Raw genomic sequence first — 16,147 nt, 5'->3', positions numbered from 1 at the left:
CGGGCCGGGTACGCTGCGGCGGTGGAGCAACCGACGCCGGTCCTGCGGCCGGTCACCGCCGCGGATCTGTGGGTGCTCGAGCGGCAGGCCGACGAGCCCGACGCCGGCGGGGTGTTCAACTGGTCCGGCTTCCGCGACATCGCCGGGACGCGCCGCCGCTTCGAGGAGCACCGGCTCATCACCCCGGACGCGGGCTGCCTCGTCGTGCAGGTGCCCGAGGGCGTCGCCGGCGTCGTCACCTGGTGCCGGGTGAGCTACGGCGTGCCCGCCTGGAGCTGCTGGAACATCGGCATCCAGCTGCTGCCGGAGTTCCGCGGGCGGGGCCTGGGCGGGCCGGCCCAGCAGCGCCTGGTCGCGTACCTGTTCGACACCACGCCGGTGGAGCGCGTCGAGGCGTACACCGACGTGGAGAACGTCGCCGAGCAGCGTGCCCTGGAGCGGGCCGGGTTCACCCTCGAGGGCACCGTCCGCTCGGCCCAGTTCCGCGAGGGCCGATGGCGGACGGTCCACCTCTACTCGGTGCTGCGCGACGAGTTCAAGGCCGCCGACCCGCGCACGTAGACCGCCCGCACCCTCCCCAGCGCGCCGGCGTCGGCCAGCGGGTCGCCGTCGACGGCGAGCACGTCCGCGTCGTACCCGGCGGCCAGGCGCCCCTTGCGCCCGCCCAGCCCGATCGCCGCCGCGGCCCGCGACGTGATCGCGCGCAGCGCCTCGCCCGGGGTGAGCCCGATCTGGCGCAGGTGCGCGGGCGCATCGCGCACCACGTCGTGCGGCTTGATCGGGGCGATGCCGGCGTCGGAGCCGACCACGATCGTGGCCCCCGAGGCGGCCATCCGGGCCGCGTTGGCCATCAGCAGCGGCAGCCGCGCGAGCATCCCGGGCGGCATCGCGGCGCCCGGGACGGGCCGCGCGCCCAGGGTGAGGCTCAGGACGATCCCGCGCGCGGCGATCTCGTCGAGGAGCCCGTCCGGGATGTCGTCGACGGAGTCCTCGGTCATGAACGACGCGTGCTCGAGGCTGTCGACCCCGGCCTCCACCGCGTCGAGGACCGCCCGCGTGCCGTGGGCGTGCGCGGCGACCGGCAGGCCCAGCCCGTGAGCCTCCTCGACGAGGGTGCGAAGTTCCGCCAAGGTGTACTGCGAAAGCTCCGGCCGGCTGCCCGGCGTCATGTTGCCGCCGCTGGCCATCACCTTGATCACGTCGACGCCGCGCTCGTGGCGGGCGCGGACGGCGGCGCGCACGTCGGCGCCGCGGACGCCCTCGCCGAGGAAGTGGCAGTGCCCGCCCGGCGTGGTCACCGGCACGCCGGCCGCCACGATGTGCGGCAGCGTCGGGTCGGTGCGGGCCGCGTCGCGCACGCCGAGGGCCAGGTACCCGACGTCGCCGAGGTCCCGCACGGTGGTGACGCCGCCGAGCACCGCCCGCCGGCCCGCCGCGCACATGGCGGCGAACGTCTCGGCGGCGTCGCGGCCCGCGAGCGCCGCCACCGGGTCGTCGGAGGCGTCGAACGCCAGGTGTACGTGGGTGTCGACCAGGCCCGGCAGCAGCGTGGCGCCGGGCAGGTCGATCACCTCGGCGCCCGGCGGGACCGGGCCCCCGACGGCGGCGATCCGCTCGCCGTCGATGACGATCACGGGGTCGGCGATGACCTGCTCGCCGTCGAAGAGCCGAGCCGCTCTGAGTGCCTTCATGACCGCCAGCGTCGCGCCCGGCGCCCCGGCCGCGCTTCCGCGGAACTACGTATCCGCGGTACGTAAGCTCGTGTACCAGGTCGCCAGCTGGGTCCGGTTGGCCACGCCGAGCTTCGTCAGGATGTGCTGGACGTGGGTCTCCACGGTCCGCTCCGACAGGTGCAGCTCGCGGGCGATCGCGCGGCTGGTGAGGCCCCGGGCGACGAGCGCCGCGATCTGCTCCTCGCGGGCCGTCAGCGCGGTGCGGGGCCGGTCGCCGGCCAGCGCCGCGGCCGCGGCCCGCAGCGGGCCCATCCCGAGCGTCTCGGCGGCGCTCGCGGCCGCGCGGGCGAGACCGGCCGCCTCGGCGCCCCGGCCGCCGGCGGCGAGCAGCACCCGGGCGAGCTCGTGGCGGGCGATCGCGGCGGCACCGGGCATGCCGGCCCGCTCCGACTCGGCGATCGCGGCGCGCAGGTGGGCCTCGGCGTCGCCGTGGCGGCCGAGCGCGCCCGCGCCGATGCCGAGCGGCAGCTGCGTCGGGCCCTCGATGACGACGACGCCGGCGCCGCCGCAGACGAACCGGTCGGCGTGCGGGAGCATCGCGTCGTACAGCCGCTCGACCGTGACCAGTTCGCCGAACGCCGCCGCCATCTCGATCAGCCCGGCCGCGGCCGGGAGGCGCACGAAGGGCGGGACCTCGTGGATGTCGGGCAGGCCGGTGTACCAGTCGCGGGCCTCCTGCACCCGTCCGGCCGCGAGCATCCAGCGGGCCAGCATGCCGCGCAGGCCCCAGCTGGGGGCCTCGTGGAGGTACCGCAGCACGATCTTCTCCGGCTCCTGGGAGAAGTCGCCGATGGTGGCCCGCACGCCCATGAGGAACCCGACCGAGGGCAGCATCGACCCCTCGTGCCCGGAGCGACGGTTGAGCTCGACCGCCTCCTCCCCCAGCGCGACCGCCTCGGCGTAGCGGCCGCGGGCGTGCGCGATGGCGGCCCGGCAGCGCAGCACGTGCCACCGGGCGAGCAGGCTCGACGTCTGCTCGGCCAGCGCGGCGAGCGCGGCCGCCTCGCCGGCCACCGCGTGCAGGTCGCCGAGCTGCGCGAACGCGTCGAAGCGCCACAGCCGCCCCCACATCGCGGCGTCGTCCTCGCCGGGTTCGAGGGCGAGCAGCCGGCCGCCGAGGGCCAGCCGCTCCTCGGCGCCGTCGGGCCCGCTGCACGCGAACTGCCGGGCCCGCAGCGCCTCGATGATCGCGCGCCGGTCGCCGACCCGCTCGGCCATCCCGAGCGCCTCGAGGCTGCGCCCGTCGGCGTCGCCCGGCACCCGCCACACGTCCATGACGACCAGCCCGGCCAGCAGCCGCGCCCGCAGCCCGCTGTCGCCCTCGGGCAGCGCGGCCAGGGCGTCCAGCGTCAGCGAGCGCCCGATCGGGTCCCACAGGAAGTCCGACACGCCCTCCATGACGAGCACCGCCTCGGCGAGGGTCTCCCCGTCGCCGGCCGCCTTCGCCAGTTCGGCCGCGGCCAGCAGCGACGTGCGCGCGCCGTCGATGTCGTAGGCCCGCATCTGCGCGCGGGCGCGGGCCAGCAGCACGTGGGCGCGCTCGGGGGCGCCGGCGGCGACGGCCCGGCCGTACCACTGCGCGGCCTCCTCCCAGGCCCGCCGCTCCGCCGCCAGGTCCCCGGCCCGCCGGGCCCAGCCCGCCGCGGCCGCCGCGTCGCCGAGCGGCAGCGCCTCGCCGAGGTGATGGGCGATGCGGGCCGCGTCGCCGCTCGCCGTGAGGGCCGCCGCCGCGGCCGCGTGCAGCGCCAGCCTTTCCGGCGTCGGTACCTCGGCCGCCGCGGCCTCCCGGATCAGGTCGTGCGTGAAGCCTCGCCCGTCGAGGATGCGCGCGGCCCGCGCCTCGTCCACGGCGGCGAGCACGCCGGGCAGCCCGATGCCGGTGACGGCGGCCAGCAGCCCCGGCTCCGCGCCCGCGCCGAGCACGGCGGCCGCGTGCGCGACGGCGCGGGCGTCGGGCCCGAGCCGGTTGAGCCGGGCGCGCACGGCGTCGCGCACCCCGTCCGGCAGCCCCTGCTCGCCGACGACCTCCCGCCGGGCCAGCTGTGTCCCGAGCTCGCCGACGAAGAACGGGTTGCCGCGGGTGCGCCGGTGCACGGCCGCGGCCACGGGCGCCGGCACGGCGAACCCGGCGACGGCCGCGAGCTGCACGCCGACCTCGGCCTCGCTGAGCCCCTCCAGGGTGATCCGGTCCACGATCGGCTCCCGGGCGAGCGCGGCGAGGGCGTCGCGCAGCGCCGGCGCGGGCTCGCTGTCGCGGTACGTGGCCACGACCGCCACCGCCTCCCGCGCGAGGTTGCGGGCCAGGTGCACCAGCAGCCGCAGCGTGCCCGGGTCGGCCCACTGCACGTCGTCGAGGAGCACGAACAGCCCGCCGCGGGCGGCGCCGGCCGCCGCGATCGCCTCGAGGACGGCGGCGTTGCGCCGGTACGGGTCCTCGGGCCCGCGGCGCTCGCCGTCGATCTCCGGCCCGGCCCCGATCGCCAGCAGCACCTGCCGCACCGCGTGCAGCGGCGGGCTGCCGTCGTCGTCGGCGACCCGCCCGGCGGCGCAGAACATCCCGAGCCCTTCGGCGATCCCGGCCGCCTCCCGCGCGAGCCGCGTCTTGCCGACGCCCGGCTCGCCGCCGACGAGCACGACCCGCCCGGCCCCGTCACGGGCGTCCTGCAGCCGCGCGGCCAGCAGCGCCCGCTCCCGCTCCCGCCCGACGAACCCGGTCACGCGCCCATCGTAGGTGTCCGCCGCCTCAGCCCAGGTGCTCCCGGAGCCTCAGGGCGAGGGCGTCGCGGCCCGCCTCGCTGAGGGCGCGCTCGGGCGGCACGCCCAGCCGGCCGAAGATCCGGTAGCTGCGCAGCTCGTCGGGCTGATCGGGCATCCGCGGTACCACATGGAAATGCACGTGCTCGAAGCCCTCCTGCTCGGCGAACTGCACGACGTAGGTCTTCGCGCACCCGGTCACCGCCCGCAGCGCGCGGGAGAGGCGGACCTGCCACGAGCCGAGCGCCGCCGCCTCCTCGTCGGTCAGGTCGTGGATCGCCGTGACGTGCCGGCGCGGCACGAGGATCATCCACCCCGGCAGGTCGGTGTCGAAGGCGTGCGACGTGCGCCAGAGCGCGTCGGCGCCGACCAGCTCGCGCGGCGGCAGCTCGTCGATGCGCTCGTTGTTGGCGCAGGACAGGCAGGTCACGAGAAGTCCCACCGCTCCAGGTCGCGCAGCCAGGCGTTGGCGTTGCCGTCCGACGGGGCGCGCCAGTCGCCGCGCGGCGAGAGCGAGCCGCCGGCCGACACCTTCGGGCCGTTGGGCAGGGCCGAGCGCTTGAACTGCGCGAAGCCGAAGAAGCGCCGGCAGAACACCTCCAGCCAGTGCCGGATCTCGGGCAGGTCGTAGGCGATCCGCTTGGCCTCCGGGAAGTTCGCCGGCCACCGGCCCGCTTCGGCGTCGCGCCACGCGTGCCAGGCCATGAACGCGATCTTCGAGGGCAGCATGCCGTAGCGCAGCACGTGGAACAGCGTGAAGTCCTGCAGCGCGTAGGGCCCGACCTTCGACTCCGACGACTGCAGCTCCTCGCCGGGCACCAGCTCGGGGCTGATCTCCTGGTCGAGGATCGCGTAGAGGATCTTGCCGACCTCGTCGGAGAACTGGCCGGTGCCGGCGACCCAGCGGATCAGGTGCTGGATCAGCGTCTTCGGCACGCCGCCGTTGACGTTGTAGTGGCTCATGTGGTCGCCGACGCCGTACGTCGACCAGCCCAGCGCCAGTTCCGAGAGGTCCCCGGTGCCCAGCACGATGCCGCCGCGGTGGTTGGCGATGCGGAACAGGTAGTCGTAGCGCAGCCCGGCCTGGACGTTCTCGAACGTCACGTCGTAGACGGGCTCGCCCTTGGCGAACGGGTGGTCGAGCTCGGCCAGCATCAGCCGCGCGGTCGGGGTGATGTCGAGCTCGTGCACGCTGACGCCGAGCGCCTTCATCAGGGCATGGGCGTTGTCCTTGGTACCGCTGGACGTGGCGAACCCCGGCATCGTGTAGGCCAGGATGTCGGTGCGCGGCCGCCCGGCCCGGTCCATCGCGCGCGCGGCCACGATGAGCGCGTGGGTCGAGTCGAGGCCGCCGGAGACGCCGATGACCACCTTCGGCTCGCCGATCGCGGCCAGCCGCTGGCGCAGGCCGGCGACCTGGATGTTGTACGCCTCGTAGCAGTCGAGCTCGAGCCGCTGCACGTCGGCCGGCACGAACGGGAACCGCTCGATCGTGCGCCTGAGCCCGAGGTCGCCGTCCGGCGGCCGCAGCTCGAACGCGATCCGCCGGAAGCCGCCGGTCCGCTCGCCGTGCGTGCGGCGGTTGTCCTCGAACGTCCCCATCCGCTGCCGCTCCTGGCGCAGCAGGTCGAGGTCGACGTCGGCGACCGAGTGCCGCTCGGCGTCCGGGAACCGCTCGGTCTCGGCGAGCAGCACCCCGTTCTCGTAGATCATCGTCTGCCCGTCCCACGACAGGTCGGTCGTGGACTCGCCGACCCCGGCGGCGGCGTACACGTACGCGGCCAGGCAGCGCGACGAGGCCGAGCGGCACAGCAGCCGGCGGTCCTCCGCCCGGCCGACGGTGATCGGGCTGCCGGACAGGTTGGCCAGCACCGTCGCCCCGGCGAGGGCCGCCTCCGCGCTCGGCGGGACGGGCACCCACATGTCCTCGCAGATCTCGACGTGCAGCACGAACCCCGGCAGGTCCGCGGCCGCGAACAGCAGGTCGGTGCCGAACGGGACCTCTTCGCGGTTGACGGTCATCGTCTGGTTGCGCACGTCGTCGCCCGCGGTGAGCTGCCGGGCCTCGTAGAACTCCCGATAGTTCGGCAGGTACGACTTCGGCGCCACGCCGAGGATGCGGCCGCGGTGGATCACGACCGCGCAGTTGTACACCCGCCCGCGATGCCGCAGCGGCGCCCCCACGACGAGCACGGGCAGCAGGTCGGCCGACCCGGCCACGACGGTGCCCAGCGCGTCCTCGACGCCGTCGAGGACCGCGTCCTGCAGCAGGAGATCCTCGATGCTGTACCCGGTGAGGCCCAGCTCCGGGAAGACCGCCAACGCCACCCCGTCCGCCGAGCACTCGCGCGCCTGCGCAAGGATCGCGGCGGCGTTGGCGGGCGGGTCGGCGATGGCGGTGCGCCCCGTGCAGGACGCCACCCGGGCGAAACCGTGTGCGTAGATCGACCGGAAGTTCACCGGCCCAATTCTGCCGTCCCCGGCTTTACCGTGACACGGGTCCCCGCTCGATCGCGCAGGTGAGATGCCCCGCATACGCCGGGAGCTCCTCGGTCGGGTCGACCACGGCCCCGTTGGCGTCGATCGCCTTGCGCTTGATCGACACCCCGCCGGTCTGGTCCGGCAGCGACAGCGAGACCCGCTGCCCCGACTTGATCGCGATCAGCCCGTTGGCATCGGTCCCCGGCACCGGCTGCCAGCCCTGGTCGCCCTTGGTGCACCAGATCCGCAGCCCGTACGTCGTGAAGCCCGTGTCGTTGCAGAGGTTCAGCCAGGCCGGCCGCGGGTCGGCGACGCCGCCGTTGACCGGCGGGATCGTGAGCGAGGTGAAGCCCTCGAGCTGAATGTCGATCGGACCGAACGAAGCGCCCATCTCGTCCTCCTCCAATTCGTCGGCGGTGCCCGCGCCGATCGTCCGCCAGGGTTGCGTCCCGTCCGCCCGGGCATCGCCGACGACGGACAGATGCCCGTGCGTGAAGTGCTTGTCGCCGTTCTTGGGGTTGTACGGCCGCCACGCCCACGCGTCGAAGCCGCGCACCGCGTAGCTGGAGAACATCTGCCCGTTGGAGATGCCGTACTTGACGCGGTTGTCGCGCGAGCGCCGGATGTCGTCGAGCACCCGGTGCGCGTCCAGCCCGAGGTCGGGCCGGTTGGGGAAGTCGGCCGCGGTCACGATGTTGCTGCCCCAGCCCGGGAAGTTGTGCGGCGTGTGGTCGGACGTCGGGTCGTGGGCCGCGTCGCCGATGAGCCCCCACTCGTCCTCCCCGGTCGCCGGCGGCCGCGCCCGCGGCGCCCCGGCCTTGAGCTGTTGATGGAGGACGAGCAGCGAGCGTGCGGCTCTCCAGGCCATCGCCACCTCCTGTCGTCGGTAGGTATCGACGCCGACGCTAACCCTTCCGGGTGCCCCTGCGCCCGCGACCGGCCTCGGCCGGTCAGCCAGTCCCGGCTGGGGCGGACGGCCATGAAACTTTCACGCAGGCCGATGATCAACGCGCGCACCGCGTAGGCTGCGAATCGCCATGAACAAGCTTCCCGCCGCATTGTTGGCCATTCTTGCGACCGCCGCGTGCAGCGCCGGCGGCCCCGCCGAGCGATCCACGTGGACCGGGCCGAGCGGCCCGCCACTCGTCGCCCACGCCGGCGAAAAGCACTGCGACTGGGAAAGCGTGACGATCCTGCGCCTCGACGACGACCGCCAGTTCGTCCGCGACCCGGAAGGCGTCATCGACAAACAGTGGCTGGAGAGCGCATACGATCCGCACGCGACGCTACCGGCCGATGCGAAAGACACCGGATATCGCCACGACGGCCAGAGACTGTGGCTCGACGCAAACGGGTCCGCCGCCTACGTGGTCGACGGAAAAACCGTCGAACAGTGGCCGCGGACCCGTCGCGGATGGGGCTGTGACTAGTTCTTCGCGAGCGTTCCGAGTTCGCCGCGCGAAAGGCTGATGTCGTTCTCCGGCCGGCTCACGAGATCACCGGAGGAGCCGACCTCGAACTTCGCCTGGCTCGAGTTCAGCAGCGAGGCCGGCGCGTCCGGATACGTTTCCAGGAACAGCACATACGTCGTGCCGGCCCGCAGCGGCGGGGGCCCTTCGACCTCCCGGTAGGAAACCCCGTCGAGCGCCCCGCCGAGCTCCTTCACCTCGATTTCCTGCCCGACACCGGCGTGCCCCTTGTACACCTTCACCACCTGCACGGAATGCACGGTCACGACGACGGGCTGCGCTTTCGGCCCCTTCCCCGCGTTGCCCGGCGCCCCCGCGAGCGGGTTCTGCTTCGGATCGCGCGGATCGGCGGGCGCCATGGTCCCGACCTCCGCCGTGCGCGACTTCTCGGTGACGCGCCCCTCCAGGACGAGCGTGGCCCGCCCGAACAGGTCTTTCGCCGTGTCGAAGTGCTGGTACTCGGGGTAGTACAGGACCTCCTTGGGCTCGGAGCGCGCACACGACGCCGTGAACAGCAGCGCGGCCACCGCGGCCGCGACCATGCAGTAGGAACGCTTCACCGCACCCGTCCTCTAGTAGTAGGCATTGACGTCGTCGATGTCGTGCGGCTGCGGGGTGTACACCGTGTTGCGGTCCCGGCTGTGGTTCATGATGCTGAAGACGCTGTTGTGCGCCAGGTTCAGCGCATGGCCGTACTCGTGCACCGTGGTGCTGGTGGCGAAGTTCTGGAAGTTGTAGGCGTCGCGGCTGATCGTGCGGGCATTGAGCTTGATGTAGTAGCAGTTGTCCCCGCACCGCTGGTAAAGGCCGTACCACGTGTCGCTGTAGGACGCCGCGGTGACGCTGGACCCGGAGTACTGGTATTTCGAGATGTACGCCGGCGTCGGTGTGGCATTCCAGTACGAAAGCCCCCGGTCGATGGCGCTCTGCCACGTGCTGTTGTAGGAATAGGGATACACTTCCATCTGGGCGTAGAGCTGCCCGGCGCCGTCATAATGCGCGTGCGCGGGCGAGGCGAAGAGCAATCCGCCCCCGATCGCCGCCGCCACGACCGCCGCGGCCACTTTCCCTACTTTCACACGGAAACTCCATCCTGCTCGGGCCGAATGCTTTTTCCGGCCGGGTGGATGCACGTTCCGAGACTTCGGGGCAATGCGCGAAACTTTCCGTAAACCCCCGTCACGGATTGCGCGTGGCCCCAGACAATACGTACGACTCAATATGCCGTCAACGCTGATAAATGCGGCCCACGACGCCGCGCATCAGACGCGGCGTGGTGGTGTGCGATCGCAGAGCCGGGTCGCTCCGGCTCGGATAACTACGCCCGGTCGTGTGCGACCGATGGCGTCTGACGCCGCTGGATCATGCGCTCACCGGCGTCGCGGATGTGCTGCTGCGTCAGGTGCTCGTGGCCTGCTGCCGCGGCCGGCAACGCCGGCTTACAGCCGGAGCGCCGCGGGGCGGCTTCTGCGTCCGGCTGTCGCGCCGCGGCCGGCGGGGCGGGCGTCGCGCGGTAGCGTCTGCCGGTGCTCATCCTGCTGCCTCCGTCCGAGGGCAAAGCCGACGCGCCGCGGCGCGGCAATCCCGTCGAGCTCGACCGGCTCACGCTGCCGGGGCTGCGCGACGCGCGGCTGGCCGTCATCCGGGATCTCGTGAAGCTCAGCGCCGAGCCCGGGACGGCGCTGGACACGCTCGGGCTCACGCCGGGGCTGGCCGGGGAGCTCGAGCGCAACGCGCGGCTCGAGAGTGCGCCCGCGCTGCCGGCGGGAAAGCTGTACACGGGGGTGCTCTACGACGCCCTCGGCCTCGCCACGCTCGACACCGCGGCCAAGCGGCGCGCCGGGCGGCAGCTGCTGATCTTCTCCGGGCTGTGGGGCGTGGTCGGGATCGGGGACCGCATTCCGCCGTACCGCTGCTCGATCGGGGTTCGCCTCGAGTCGACCGGGCCGCTGGCCGGGCACTGGCGCAAGGCGCTCGACGGAACGCTCGACGAGCTCGCCGGGGACGAGCTGGTGCTCGACCTGCGCTCGTCGGCCTATGCCGGGATGTGGGCGCCGCGCAACGGGGTCACCGTGCGGGTGCTGCACGGCGGGAAGGTCGTCAGCCACTTCAACAAGGCGACGAAGGGGCGGATCGTGCGGGCGCTGCTCGACGCCGGGGCGCGGCCGCGCACGGCGGTGAAGCTCGCGCAAACGCTTCGTGAACTCGGATATCGCGTCGAGGAGACCCGATCGGGGCAGCTCGACATCCATGTGGTGCAGCTTTAGCGATTTCCCTGCGCCGCGCGGCGGTCATCCGGGAACGTCAGGGAATGTGGACCACACGCTGACCCGACGTACCGTTCTGGCCGCCGCGGGGGCCGCCATCACCGCCGGCGGGATGCCGGGATCCAACCGTGCGACCGAGGACTGGGGCGAAGCGACCGACGCCGCCGGGAAATCGCGGGCGATCAGCATGGCGATGCACATTCACGGGCCGTTCAGCGAGGGGCTCGCGAGCTTCTCCGCGCACTTCGAGCAGGCCCGCAAGCACAAGGTCGACGTCATCTGGTGGACCGATCACGACTTCCGCATCGCCGCGTTCGAGCACCGGCAGGCGGTGCATTTCGACGGGCCGGTCGAGCCGGAGCACGGGCTGGACTGGAAATGGGAGAAGAGCACCGAGGGCACGCTCGACGCGCCGGTGCTCGAGTTCGTCGCCTCACCGCACTCGCCGCAGGACGGCAGCGGAAAGGCGCTGCGGATGACCGCCAAGGGCAAGGGCATCCTGTGGTACCGCGGGAATGCCTGGAACAACACCGCGAACGCCTGCATCGCCGACACCGAATTGACGCTCGACATCCTGCCGGAAACGCTGCCCGCCGACGGGGCCCTGCTGCTGGAGCTGCAGCTGTCCAACCATCCCGGCAAGGGTGTGCTGACCATGCGGTACCAGATCGGGCTCTTCGACAAGCCCGCCTACTCGGCCACCGGTGCCACCGGAACCGTCAGCCTGCCGATCAAGCCTGCCCAGTGGCAGGAATTCACATTTGTACTCCGTGACGACATCGCCAAGCTCTGGCCCGACATCGCCGCGGGCGACAATGCGCTCACCGGCCTGCGGATCGGCGCGCGCGGCGCGGGCTTCGTCGTCGACCGGCTCACGTTCCACCGCGCCCGGCGGGCGGGCCAGGCCGGCGAGCAGCTGCGGGCCGAGGTCATCGCGGAGGCGGAGCAGCGGCACGGTTCCGGCATCACGCATTTCCGGGGCCTGGAGGTGTCACTGGTGCGGCACCTGAACTGGTTCGGCGGCGACCAGCTGTTCCCGCCGTTTCCGAGCCCGCCGATCCGCGACAACGACCCGGCGCTGACGGCGTCGATGGTGCAGTACCTCAAATCGCACGGCGGCCTCGTCTGCTGGAACCACCCGATGGACGTGGCGAAGAAGGACGAGCTCGCCAGGCTCATGCTGGAGCGCGACTTCCTCGGCGTCGACCTGGTCGAGATCGGCCGGAAACCATTCGCCGACCTTCTCTGGGTGTACGACGTGGCGGCCCGCAACGCGCTGTTCTTCACCGCCGTCGGCTCGAGCGACGACCACGACGCGACGGACTGGGCGAAGAACAACGGCGAGCACGACATCACGTACGTCTGGGCCGCCTCCACCAATCGCGACGATCTGCTCGCCGCCCTGCGAAAGGGGGCCGCGTGGTTCACGGATCTCGCACGCTACCGCGGCGCACTCGATCTGCGCATCGGCGGCGTTTCACAGCTCGGCTCGGTGCTGATGACACAGCAGCCGGCGAAGGTCGACGTCATCGCCACCGCAGTGCCGGCCGGCGCCAAGGTCGAAGTGATCGTCGGCGCGTGCGACGAGGCGGCCGCCGTACCGTCAACAAAGGTTCTGCAATCAAAGAGCGTGACCGTGCCGCCGGGCCACTATGTCCGCGCGCAGGTCCGCCTGGCCGGCGGCGACGTGGTCGGCGCGTCGAATCCCCTGTGGGTGTTGGGCAAGGCGCCGAAGCGGCCCATTCCCGCCGTACGACTGCGGCATTAGGGCACAGAAAGAGCGGACGACGGGATTCGAACCCGCGACCCTCACCTTGGCAAGGTGATGCGCTACCAGCTGCGCTACGTCCGCACTGAGAAAGAACTGTAGCGCATTGCCGGGCGGGTCCGCGCCGCGGGGGCCGTCACCCTTTGGCATGGTGGCGGTCGGCCGCCCCTCGCCGCCCCCGCCTCGTCGCCCGCCGCCGTGCCCGCGATCATGTCCAACCGCTACCTGCCCCCGCCCTCGAAGCGGAAAACCGCAGGTGAGACCCCCTCGACGCGCCGAAGGCGGATACCGGTTTGGCATGGGGGATGGCGGTCGGCTAAAGTTTGCATCCGTCGCCAGGTACGAGATGGCGGTGCGGACGTAGCGCAGCTGGTAGCGCATCACCTTGCCAAGGTGAGGGTCGCGGGTTCGAATCCCGTCGTCCGCTCGGGATAGTCACCACGGTGGGGTGGCCGAGAGGCGAGGCAACGGCCTGCAAAGCCGTGTACACGGGTTCAAATCCCGTTCCCACCTCGGATCGCCACCTGTAGCGTGGATGGCGACCAGCACGGGCGATTGGCGCAGTGGGAGCGCGCTTCCTTGACACGGAAGAGGTCACTGGTTCAAACCCAGTATCGCCCACCACCGAGGGGTGGAGCCTGCTCAAGCGGCTCCGCCCCTTTTCGCCGTTCGGTGGTGGATGTTCCTGCTCGCTTCGCTCGCGGCGGGGGGCTGCGCCACCCCGCGCCCCCCGATGCCGTGACTTCGCTTCGCTCGTCTCGGCACTGGCTTCGCTTCGCTCGCCTTGGCGCTACTTCGCTTCGCTCGTCTTGGCGCTACTTCGCTTCGCTCGCCCAAACCCGCGCGTACGCGTCCGGACACATCGAAGGTGGGAATATTCGGTATCGACCGGTGTGCGCCTGAAGCTAGGGTCGAGCGGTGATCGAGGTGCGCGACCTGGCCAAGCACTTTCGGGTGCATCGGCGACAACCAGGGCTGCGCGCGGCGTTCCGCGCCCTCGTCCGGCGCGAGCACGTCACCGTCCACGCGGTTGATCGGGTCAGCTTCACGATTCCCGCGGGCGAGATCGTCGGCTTCCTGGGCCCCAATGGCGCCGGCAAGACGACCACACTGAAGTGCCTGACCGGTCTGCTTCATCCCACCGCCGGCAACGTACGGGTGCTCGGGCACACCCCGCACCGTCGGGAACCTGCGTTCCTGCACCGGATCTCGCTGGTCATGGGCCAGCGTAACTCTCTGTTCTGGGACCTGCCCGCCGCCGACGCCTTCGCGGTCAATCGGGCGATCTACGGCCTCACCGAGGGGGCCTACCGTTCGGCCCTCGATGAACTGGTGGCCTTGCTGGACCTGGGGTCGCTCCTCAACAAGCAGGTCCGGGTGCTCAGCCTCGGCGAGCGGATGCGCTGCGAGCTCGCCGGAGCGCTGCTACACCGACCGGACGTGCTCTTCCTCGACGAGCCGACGCTCGGCCTGGACGTCAACGGCCAGGCGGCGGTGCGCACCTTCCTGCGCGACTACAACGCCCGGTTCGGCGCCACCATTCTGCTCACCAGCCACTACATGGGCGACGTGACCGCGCTGGCCCGCCGGGTGCTGGTCATCGACGGCGGCACCCTGCGCTTCGACGGCGACCTTGCCGCACTGGTCGAGGCACACTCGCCGCACCGCCTGATCCGGGTCACCCTGCGTGAGGCTGTACCGGCGCAGACCTGGGTGGGCTTCGGCGAGGTGTCCGCCGTCGACGGCGCGGTGGTCACCTTGGCGGTGTCGCGCGCCGAGACGGCCGCGATCGCCGCCCGGCTGCTGACCACCTTGCCGGTCGAGGACGTTGCGATCGAGGACCCGCCGGTGGAGGACATCATCCGGGCGGTCTTCTCCCATGCGTGAGGTGCTCGCCGCATACCCCCCACTGGTGCGTAGCGCGACGCTGGTGGCCGCCGCTTACCGGGGCCGGGTCGTGCTGTCGGTGCTCACCGGCTTCTTTCCGCTGCTGACGATGGCGGTGTGGCTCACCGTGGTCGCTGAGGGCGGCCCACCGGCGGGCTGGACCACTGGAGACTTCCTGTCGTACTACGGGGCGGCGACACTGCTGTGGAACCTCTCCGGCGATGGCGTCGTGTGGCAGTGGGACGCGGACATGCGCAGCGGAGATCTGTCCGTTCGGCTATTGCGCCCCATGCACCCCTTCCACCAGTACGCCGCCAGCGACCTCGGCCACCGGATCGTGTTCCTGACGGTGCTGGTGCCGGTCCTGGCGATCGCCGCGTTGCTGGTGCCAGGCTTGGACTACAAGTTCAGTCCCGCCCGGCTGGCCGCTGTCGCCGCCGCGCTGGTCCTGGCGTACGCGGTCAGCCTCCTCATGGCGTCATCGTTCGCGTTGATCGGGTTCTGGAGTACCCAGACGTCCAGCGCGTGGCTGCTGTGGTGGGGCCTCGGCTCGTTCACCTCGGGCTGGGTCGCCCCGTTGGCGCTGATGCCGGACTGGCTGCGCACGGTGGCCGTGGTGCTGCCGTTCCGCACCGCGATGGGCTTTCCTGTCGAGTTACTGATGGGCCGCCTCGATACGCGCCAGACTGCGTACGGCTTCGCCGTCGGGCTCGGCTGGCTCGTCGCGTTCGCCCTGGTGTACCGGATCGGCTGGCGGCGCGGCGTACGCCGCTACCAGGCGGTGGCCGGATGAACGGGTGGACGCGTTACACACGCATCCTGGGGATCTGCTGGCGAGCGGCGGTGGCCGGCGATGTGGAGTACCGGCTGAATTTCTTCTCCAACGTCGCGCTGAGCACGTTCTGGATGCTGTGGGCAACGGCTGGCGCATCGGTGTACTTCCGGTTCACCGGTGCCGTGGCCGGCTGGACCCACGCCGAGGTTCTCGTCGTTATCGGCCTGTTCTTCGCTCTCAACGGCCTGCGCCAGGTGTTGTTGCAACCCAACCTGGAGCGGATGACCGACTATGTGCGCGTCGGGACGCTCGACTTCCTGCTTACCAAGCCGTTTGACGCGCAGTTGCTGGTGAGCCTGCGCTACCTCAGGGTCGACAACCTGCTCGACCCGGTACTGGGTCTGGGCCTGGCCACCGCTGGGGTCGTGCTGTCCGGCCGCGGCATGTCGGTGGCCGCACTTGCCTCGTTCCTCCTGCTGCTGGCTTGTGCCGTGCTGCTGATGTACGCCATGACCGTGATGATGATGGCGCTCTCGGTGGTGCTGGTGGGCGCCGAGGAGCTCGGCCGGGTCACCTTCGCCTTCCTCGAGCTGTCTCGCTTTCCGGTGGACCTGTATCGCAACCCGGTGCAGGCCGTCCTCACGGTCGTGCCGATCGCATTCCTCACCACGTACCCGGCCGCGGCACTACTGGGCCGGCTCGACGCGTACCTACTCCTGCTTGCCCCAGCGGTGGCGGCCTGCGCGGTCGTCGTAGCGACGCTGGCCTGGCGGCGTTCCCTGCGCTCGTACAGCGGCGCGAGCGCCTAAACCCGGACTCGCCTCACTTCGCATCGGCGGCGGAGGATCTGCGGGCGTCCAGGCCGGGAGTAGGAGTGCGACATCTGCTCGTGGCGACGTCCCTGCTGTACGTCTGGTGTGGTGCGTCGCGGCGCGCCCTCATCCTGGGCATCCTCGCGGCCCTCACCACCGCGGCCAGCTGCGCGTGGCTGGCCGACTTCACCTGATTCGCGG

16 protein-coding genes and 4 tRNA genes are annotated in these 16,147 nt (G+C 71.8%); 11 read left to right on the top strand and 9 right to left on the bottom strand.

The genetic code is table 11. The features are described from left to right. The first annotated feature begins 21 nt into the window (after positions 1 to 21). Positions 22 to 561: a GNAT family N-acetyltransferase gene (locus tag ACQEVU_RS04380; protein ID WP_433320870.1), complete on the top strand. Its 540-nt coding sequence runs from the start codon at positions 22 to 24 to the stop codon at positions 559 to 561. Here the strand turns inward: ACQEVU_RS04380 and ACQEVU_RS04375 are convergent. The 5 genes from ACQEVU_RS04375 to ACQEVU_RS04355 are packed head-to-tail and all read right to left on the bottom strand — an operon-like array spanning position 513 to position 7,836. Then, complete coding sequence (locus tag ACQEVU_RS04375) at positions 513 to 1,691, bottom strand: amidohydrolase family protein (RefSeq protein WP_433320867.1); 1,179 nt, start codon at positions 1,689 to 1,691, stop codon at positions 513 to 515. The two genes, ACQEVU_RS04380 and ACQEVU_RS04375, sit on opposite strands and share 49 nt — an antisense overlap. 45 nt (positions 1,692 to 1,736) lie before the next feature. After that, positions 1,737 to 4,451 carry an ATP-binding protein gene (locus tag ACQEVU_RS04370; RefSeq protein WP_433320865.1) on the bottom strand — a complete coding sequence of 905 codons (2,715 nt, stop codon included), beginning with the start codon at positions 4,449 to 4,451 and terminating at the stop codon, positions 1,737 to 1,739. A gap of 25 nt (positions 4,452 to 4,476) precedes the next feature. Continuing rightward, a complete protein-coding gene (locus tag ACQEVU_RS04365; RefSeq protein WP_433320862.1) occupies positions 4,477 to 4,929 on the bottom strand; it encodes an HIT family protein in 453 nt (150 codons plus the stop codon). Then, positions 4,914 to 6,947, bottom strand: a complete 2,034-nt coding sequence (locus ACQEVU_RS04360; RefSeq protein ID WP_433320859.1) for an NAD(+) synthase — start codon at positions 6,945 to 6,947, stop codon at positions 4,914 to 4,916. The genes ACQEVU_RS04365 and ACQEVU_RS04360 overlap by 16 nt, the downstream gene beginning before the upstream one ends. A gap of 25 nt (positions 6,948 to 6,972) precedes the next feature. Next, positions 6,973 to 7,836: a hypothetical protein gene (locus tag ACQEVU_RS04355; RefSeq protein WP_433320857.1), complete on the bottom strand. Its 864-nt coding sequence runs from the start codon at positions 7,834 to 7,836 to the stop codon at positions 6,973 to 6,975. A 169-nt stretch (positions 7,837 to 8,005) separates the two neighbouring features. Between ACQEVU_RS04355 and ACQEVU_RS04350 the strand changes: the two genes are divergently transcribed. Next, positions 8,006 to 8,398 (top strand): hypothetical protein, encoded by a 393-nt coding sequence (locus ACQEVU_RS04350; protein WP_433320854.1) that lies wholly within the window; start codon positions 8,006 to 8,008, stop codon positions 8,396 to 8,398. Here ACQEVU_RS04350 and ACQEVU_RS04345 read toward each other — a convergent pair. The 3 genes from ACQEVU_RS04345 to ACQEVU_RS04335 all read right to left on the bottom strand — a co-directional run bounded on the left by ACQEVU_RS04345 (position 8,395) and on the right by ACQEVU_RS04335 (position 9,971). Continuing rightward, positions 8,395 to 8,964 carry a hypothetical protein gene (locus ACQEVU_RS04345; RefSeq protein ID WP_433320851.1) on the bottom strand — a complete coding sequence of 190 codons (570 nt, stop codon included), beginning with the start codon at positions 8,962 to 8,964 and terminating at the stop codon, positions 8,395 to 8,397. The two genes, ACQEVU_RS04350 and ACQEVU_RS04345, sit on opposite strands and share 4 nt — an antisense overlap. Positions 8,965 to 9,009: 45 nt before the next feature. Continuing rightward, entirely contained in the window at positions 9,010 to 9,516 is a 507-nt protein-coding gene (locus ACQEVU_RS04340; protein ID WP_433320849.1) for a hypothetical protein, read from the bottom strand. Positions 9,517 to 9,755: 239 nt separating this feature from the next. Then, positions 9,756 to 9,971 (bottom strand): hypothetical protein, encoded by a 216-nt coding sequence (locus tag ACQEVU_RS04335; protein ID WP_433320846.1) that lies wholly within the window; start codon positions 9,969 to 9,971, stop codon positions 9,756 to 9,758. Between ACQEVU_RS04335 and ACQEVU_RS04330 the strand changes: the two genes are divergently transcribed. Both ACQEVU_RS04330 and ACQEVU_RS04325 read left to right on the top strand, forming a co-directional pair. Then, positions 9,964 to 10,704 carry a YaaA family protein gene (locus ACQEVU_RS04330; RefSeq protein WP_433320844.1) on the top strand — a complete coding sequence of 247 codons (741 nt, stop codon included), beginning with the start codon at positions 9,964 to 9,966 and terminating at the stop codon, positions 10,702 to 10,704. The two genes, ACQEVU_RS04335 and ACQEVU_RS04330, sit on opposite strands and share 8 nt — an antisense overlap. Before the next feature lie 46 nt (positions 10,705 to 10,750). Then, complete coding sequence (locus ACQEVU_RS04325; RefSeq protein ID WP_433320841.1) at positions 10,751 to 12,472, top strand: hypothetical protein; 1,722 nt, start codon at positions 10,751 to 10,753, stop codon at positions 12,470 to 12,472. A gap of 11 nt (positions 12,473 to 12,483) precedes the next feature. Here the strand turns inward: ACQEVU_RS04325 and ACQEVU_RS04320 are convergent. After that, positions 12,484 to 12,556: transfer RNA gene (locus ACQEVU_RS04320), tRNA-Gly, on the bottom strand. 270 nt (positions 12,557 to 12,826) lie between these two features. Between ACQEVU_RS04320 and ACQEVU_RS04315 the strand changes: the two genes are divergently transcribed. The 7 genes from ACQEVU_RS04315 (at position 12,827) to ACQEVU_RS04285 (ending at position 16,140) form a co-directional block, all read left to right on the top strand. Beyond that, positions 12,827 to 12,899, top strand: a tRNA-Gly gene (locus tag ACQEVU_RS04315). Positions 12,900 to 12,914: 15 nt separating this feature from the next. Continuing rightward, positions 12,915 to 12,985 (top strand) — tRNA-Cys (locus ACQEVU_RS04310). Positions 12,986 to 13,021: 36 nt separating this feature from the next. Next, positions 13,022 to 13,096 (top strand) — tRNA-Val (locus tag ACQEVU_RS04305). A gap of 303 nt (positions 13,097 to 13,399) precedes the next feature. Then, positions 13,400 to 14,359 (top strand): ABC transporter ATP-binding protein, encoded by a 960-nt coding sequence (locus ACQEVU_RS04300; protein ID WP_433320838.1) that lies wholly within the window; start codon positions 13,400 to 13,402, stop codon positions 14,357 to 14,359. A gap of 25 nt (positions 14,360 to 14,384) precedes the next feature. Continuing rightward, positions 14,385 to 15,152, top strand: a complete 768-nt coding sequence (locus ACQEVU_RS04295; protein ID WP_433320835.1) for an ABC transporter permease — start codon at positions 14,385 to 14,387, stop codon at positions 15,150 to 15,152. Next, positions 15,149 to 15,943, top strand: a complete 795-nt coding sequence (locus ACQEVU_RS04290; RefSeq protein ID WP_433320832.1) for an ABC transporter permease — start codon at positions 15,149 to 15,151, stop codon at positions 15,941 to 15,943. Before ACQEVU_RS04295 ends, ACQEVU_RS04290 begins: the two co-directional genes overlap by 4 nt. 65 nt (positions 15,944 to 16,008) lie before the next feature. Beyond that, positions 16,009 to 16,140: a hypothetical protein gene (locus tag ACQEVU_RS04285; RefSeq protein ID WP_433320829.1), complete on the top strand. Its 132-nt coding sequence runs from the start codon at positions 16,009 to 16,011 to the stop codon at positions 16,138 to 16,140. The last annotated feature ends 7 nt before the right edge of the window (positions 16,141 to 16,147 follow it).

The organism is Dactylosporangium sp. CA-139066, assembly GCF_050936175.1.
GTDB lineage: Bacteria > Actinomycetota > Actinomycetes > Mycobacteriales > Micromonosporaceae > Dactylosporangium.
The sequence above is the reverse complement of the archived record's forward strand: the minus strand, read 5'-3'. Positions and strand labels throughout refer to the sequence as shown.

What these genes read in the sequence shown, in the direction of transcription:
- ACQEVU_RS04375 (WP_433320867.1), bottom strand. Translation starts at nt 1,691, where the DNA reads ATGAAGGCACTCAGAGCGGCTCGGCTCTTCGACGGCGAGCAGGTCATC.
- ACQEVU_RS04355 (WP_433320857.1), bottom strand. Translation starts at nt 7,836, where the DNA reads ATGGCCTGGAGAGCCGCACGCTCGCTGCTCGTCCTCCATCAACAGCTC.
- ACQEVU_RS04350 (WP_433320854.1), top strand. Translation starts at nt 8,006, where the DNA reads ATGAACAAGCTTCCCGCCGCATTGTTGGCCATTCTTGCGACCGCCGCG.
- ACQEVU_RS04335 (WP_433320846.1), bottom strand. Translation starts at nt 9,971, where the DNA reads ATGAGCACCGGCAGACGCTACCGCGCGACGCCCGCCCCGCCGGCCGCG.
- ACQEVU_RS04290 (WP_433320832.1), top strand. Translation starts at nt 15,149, where the DNA reads ATGAACGGGTGGACGCGTTACACACGCATCCTGGGGATCTGCTGGCGA.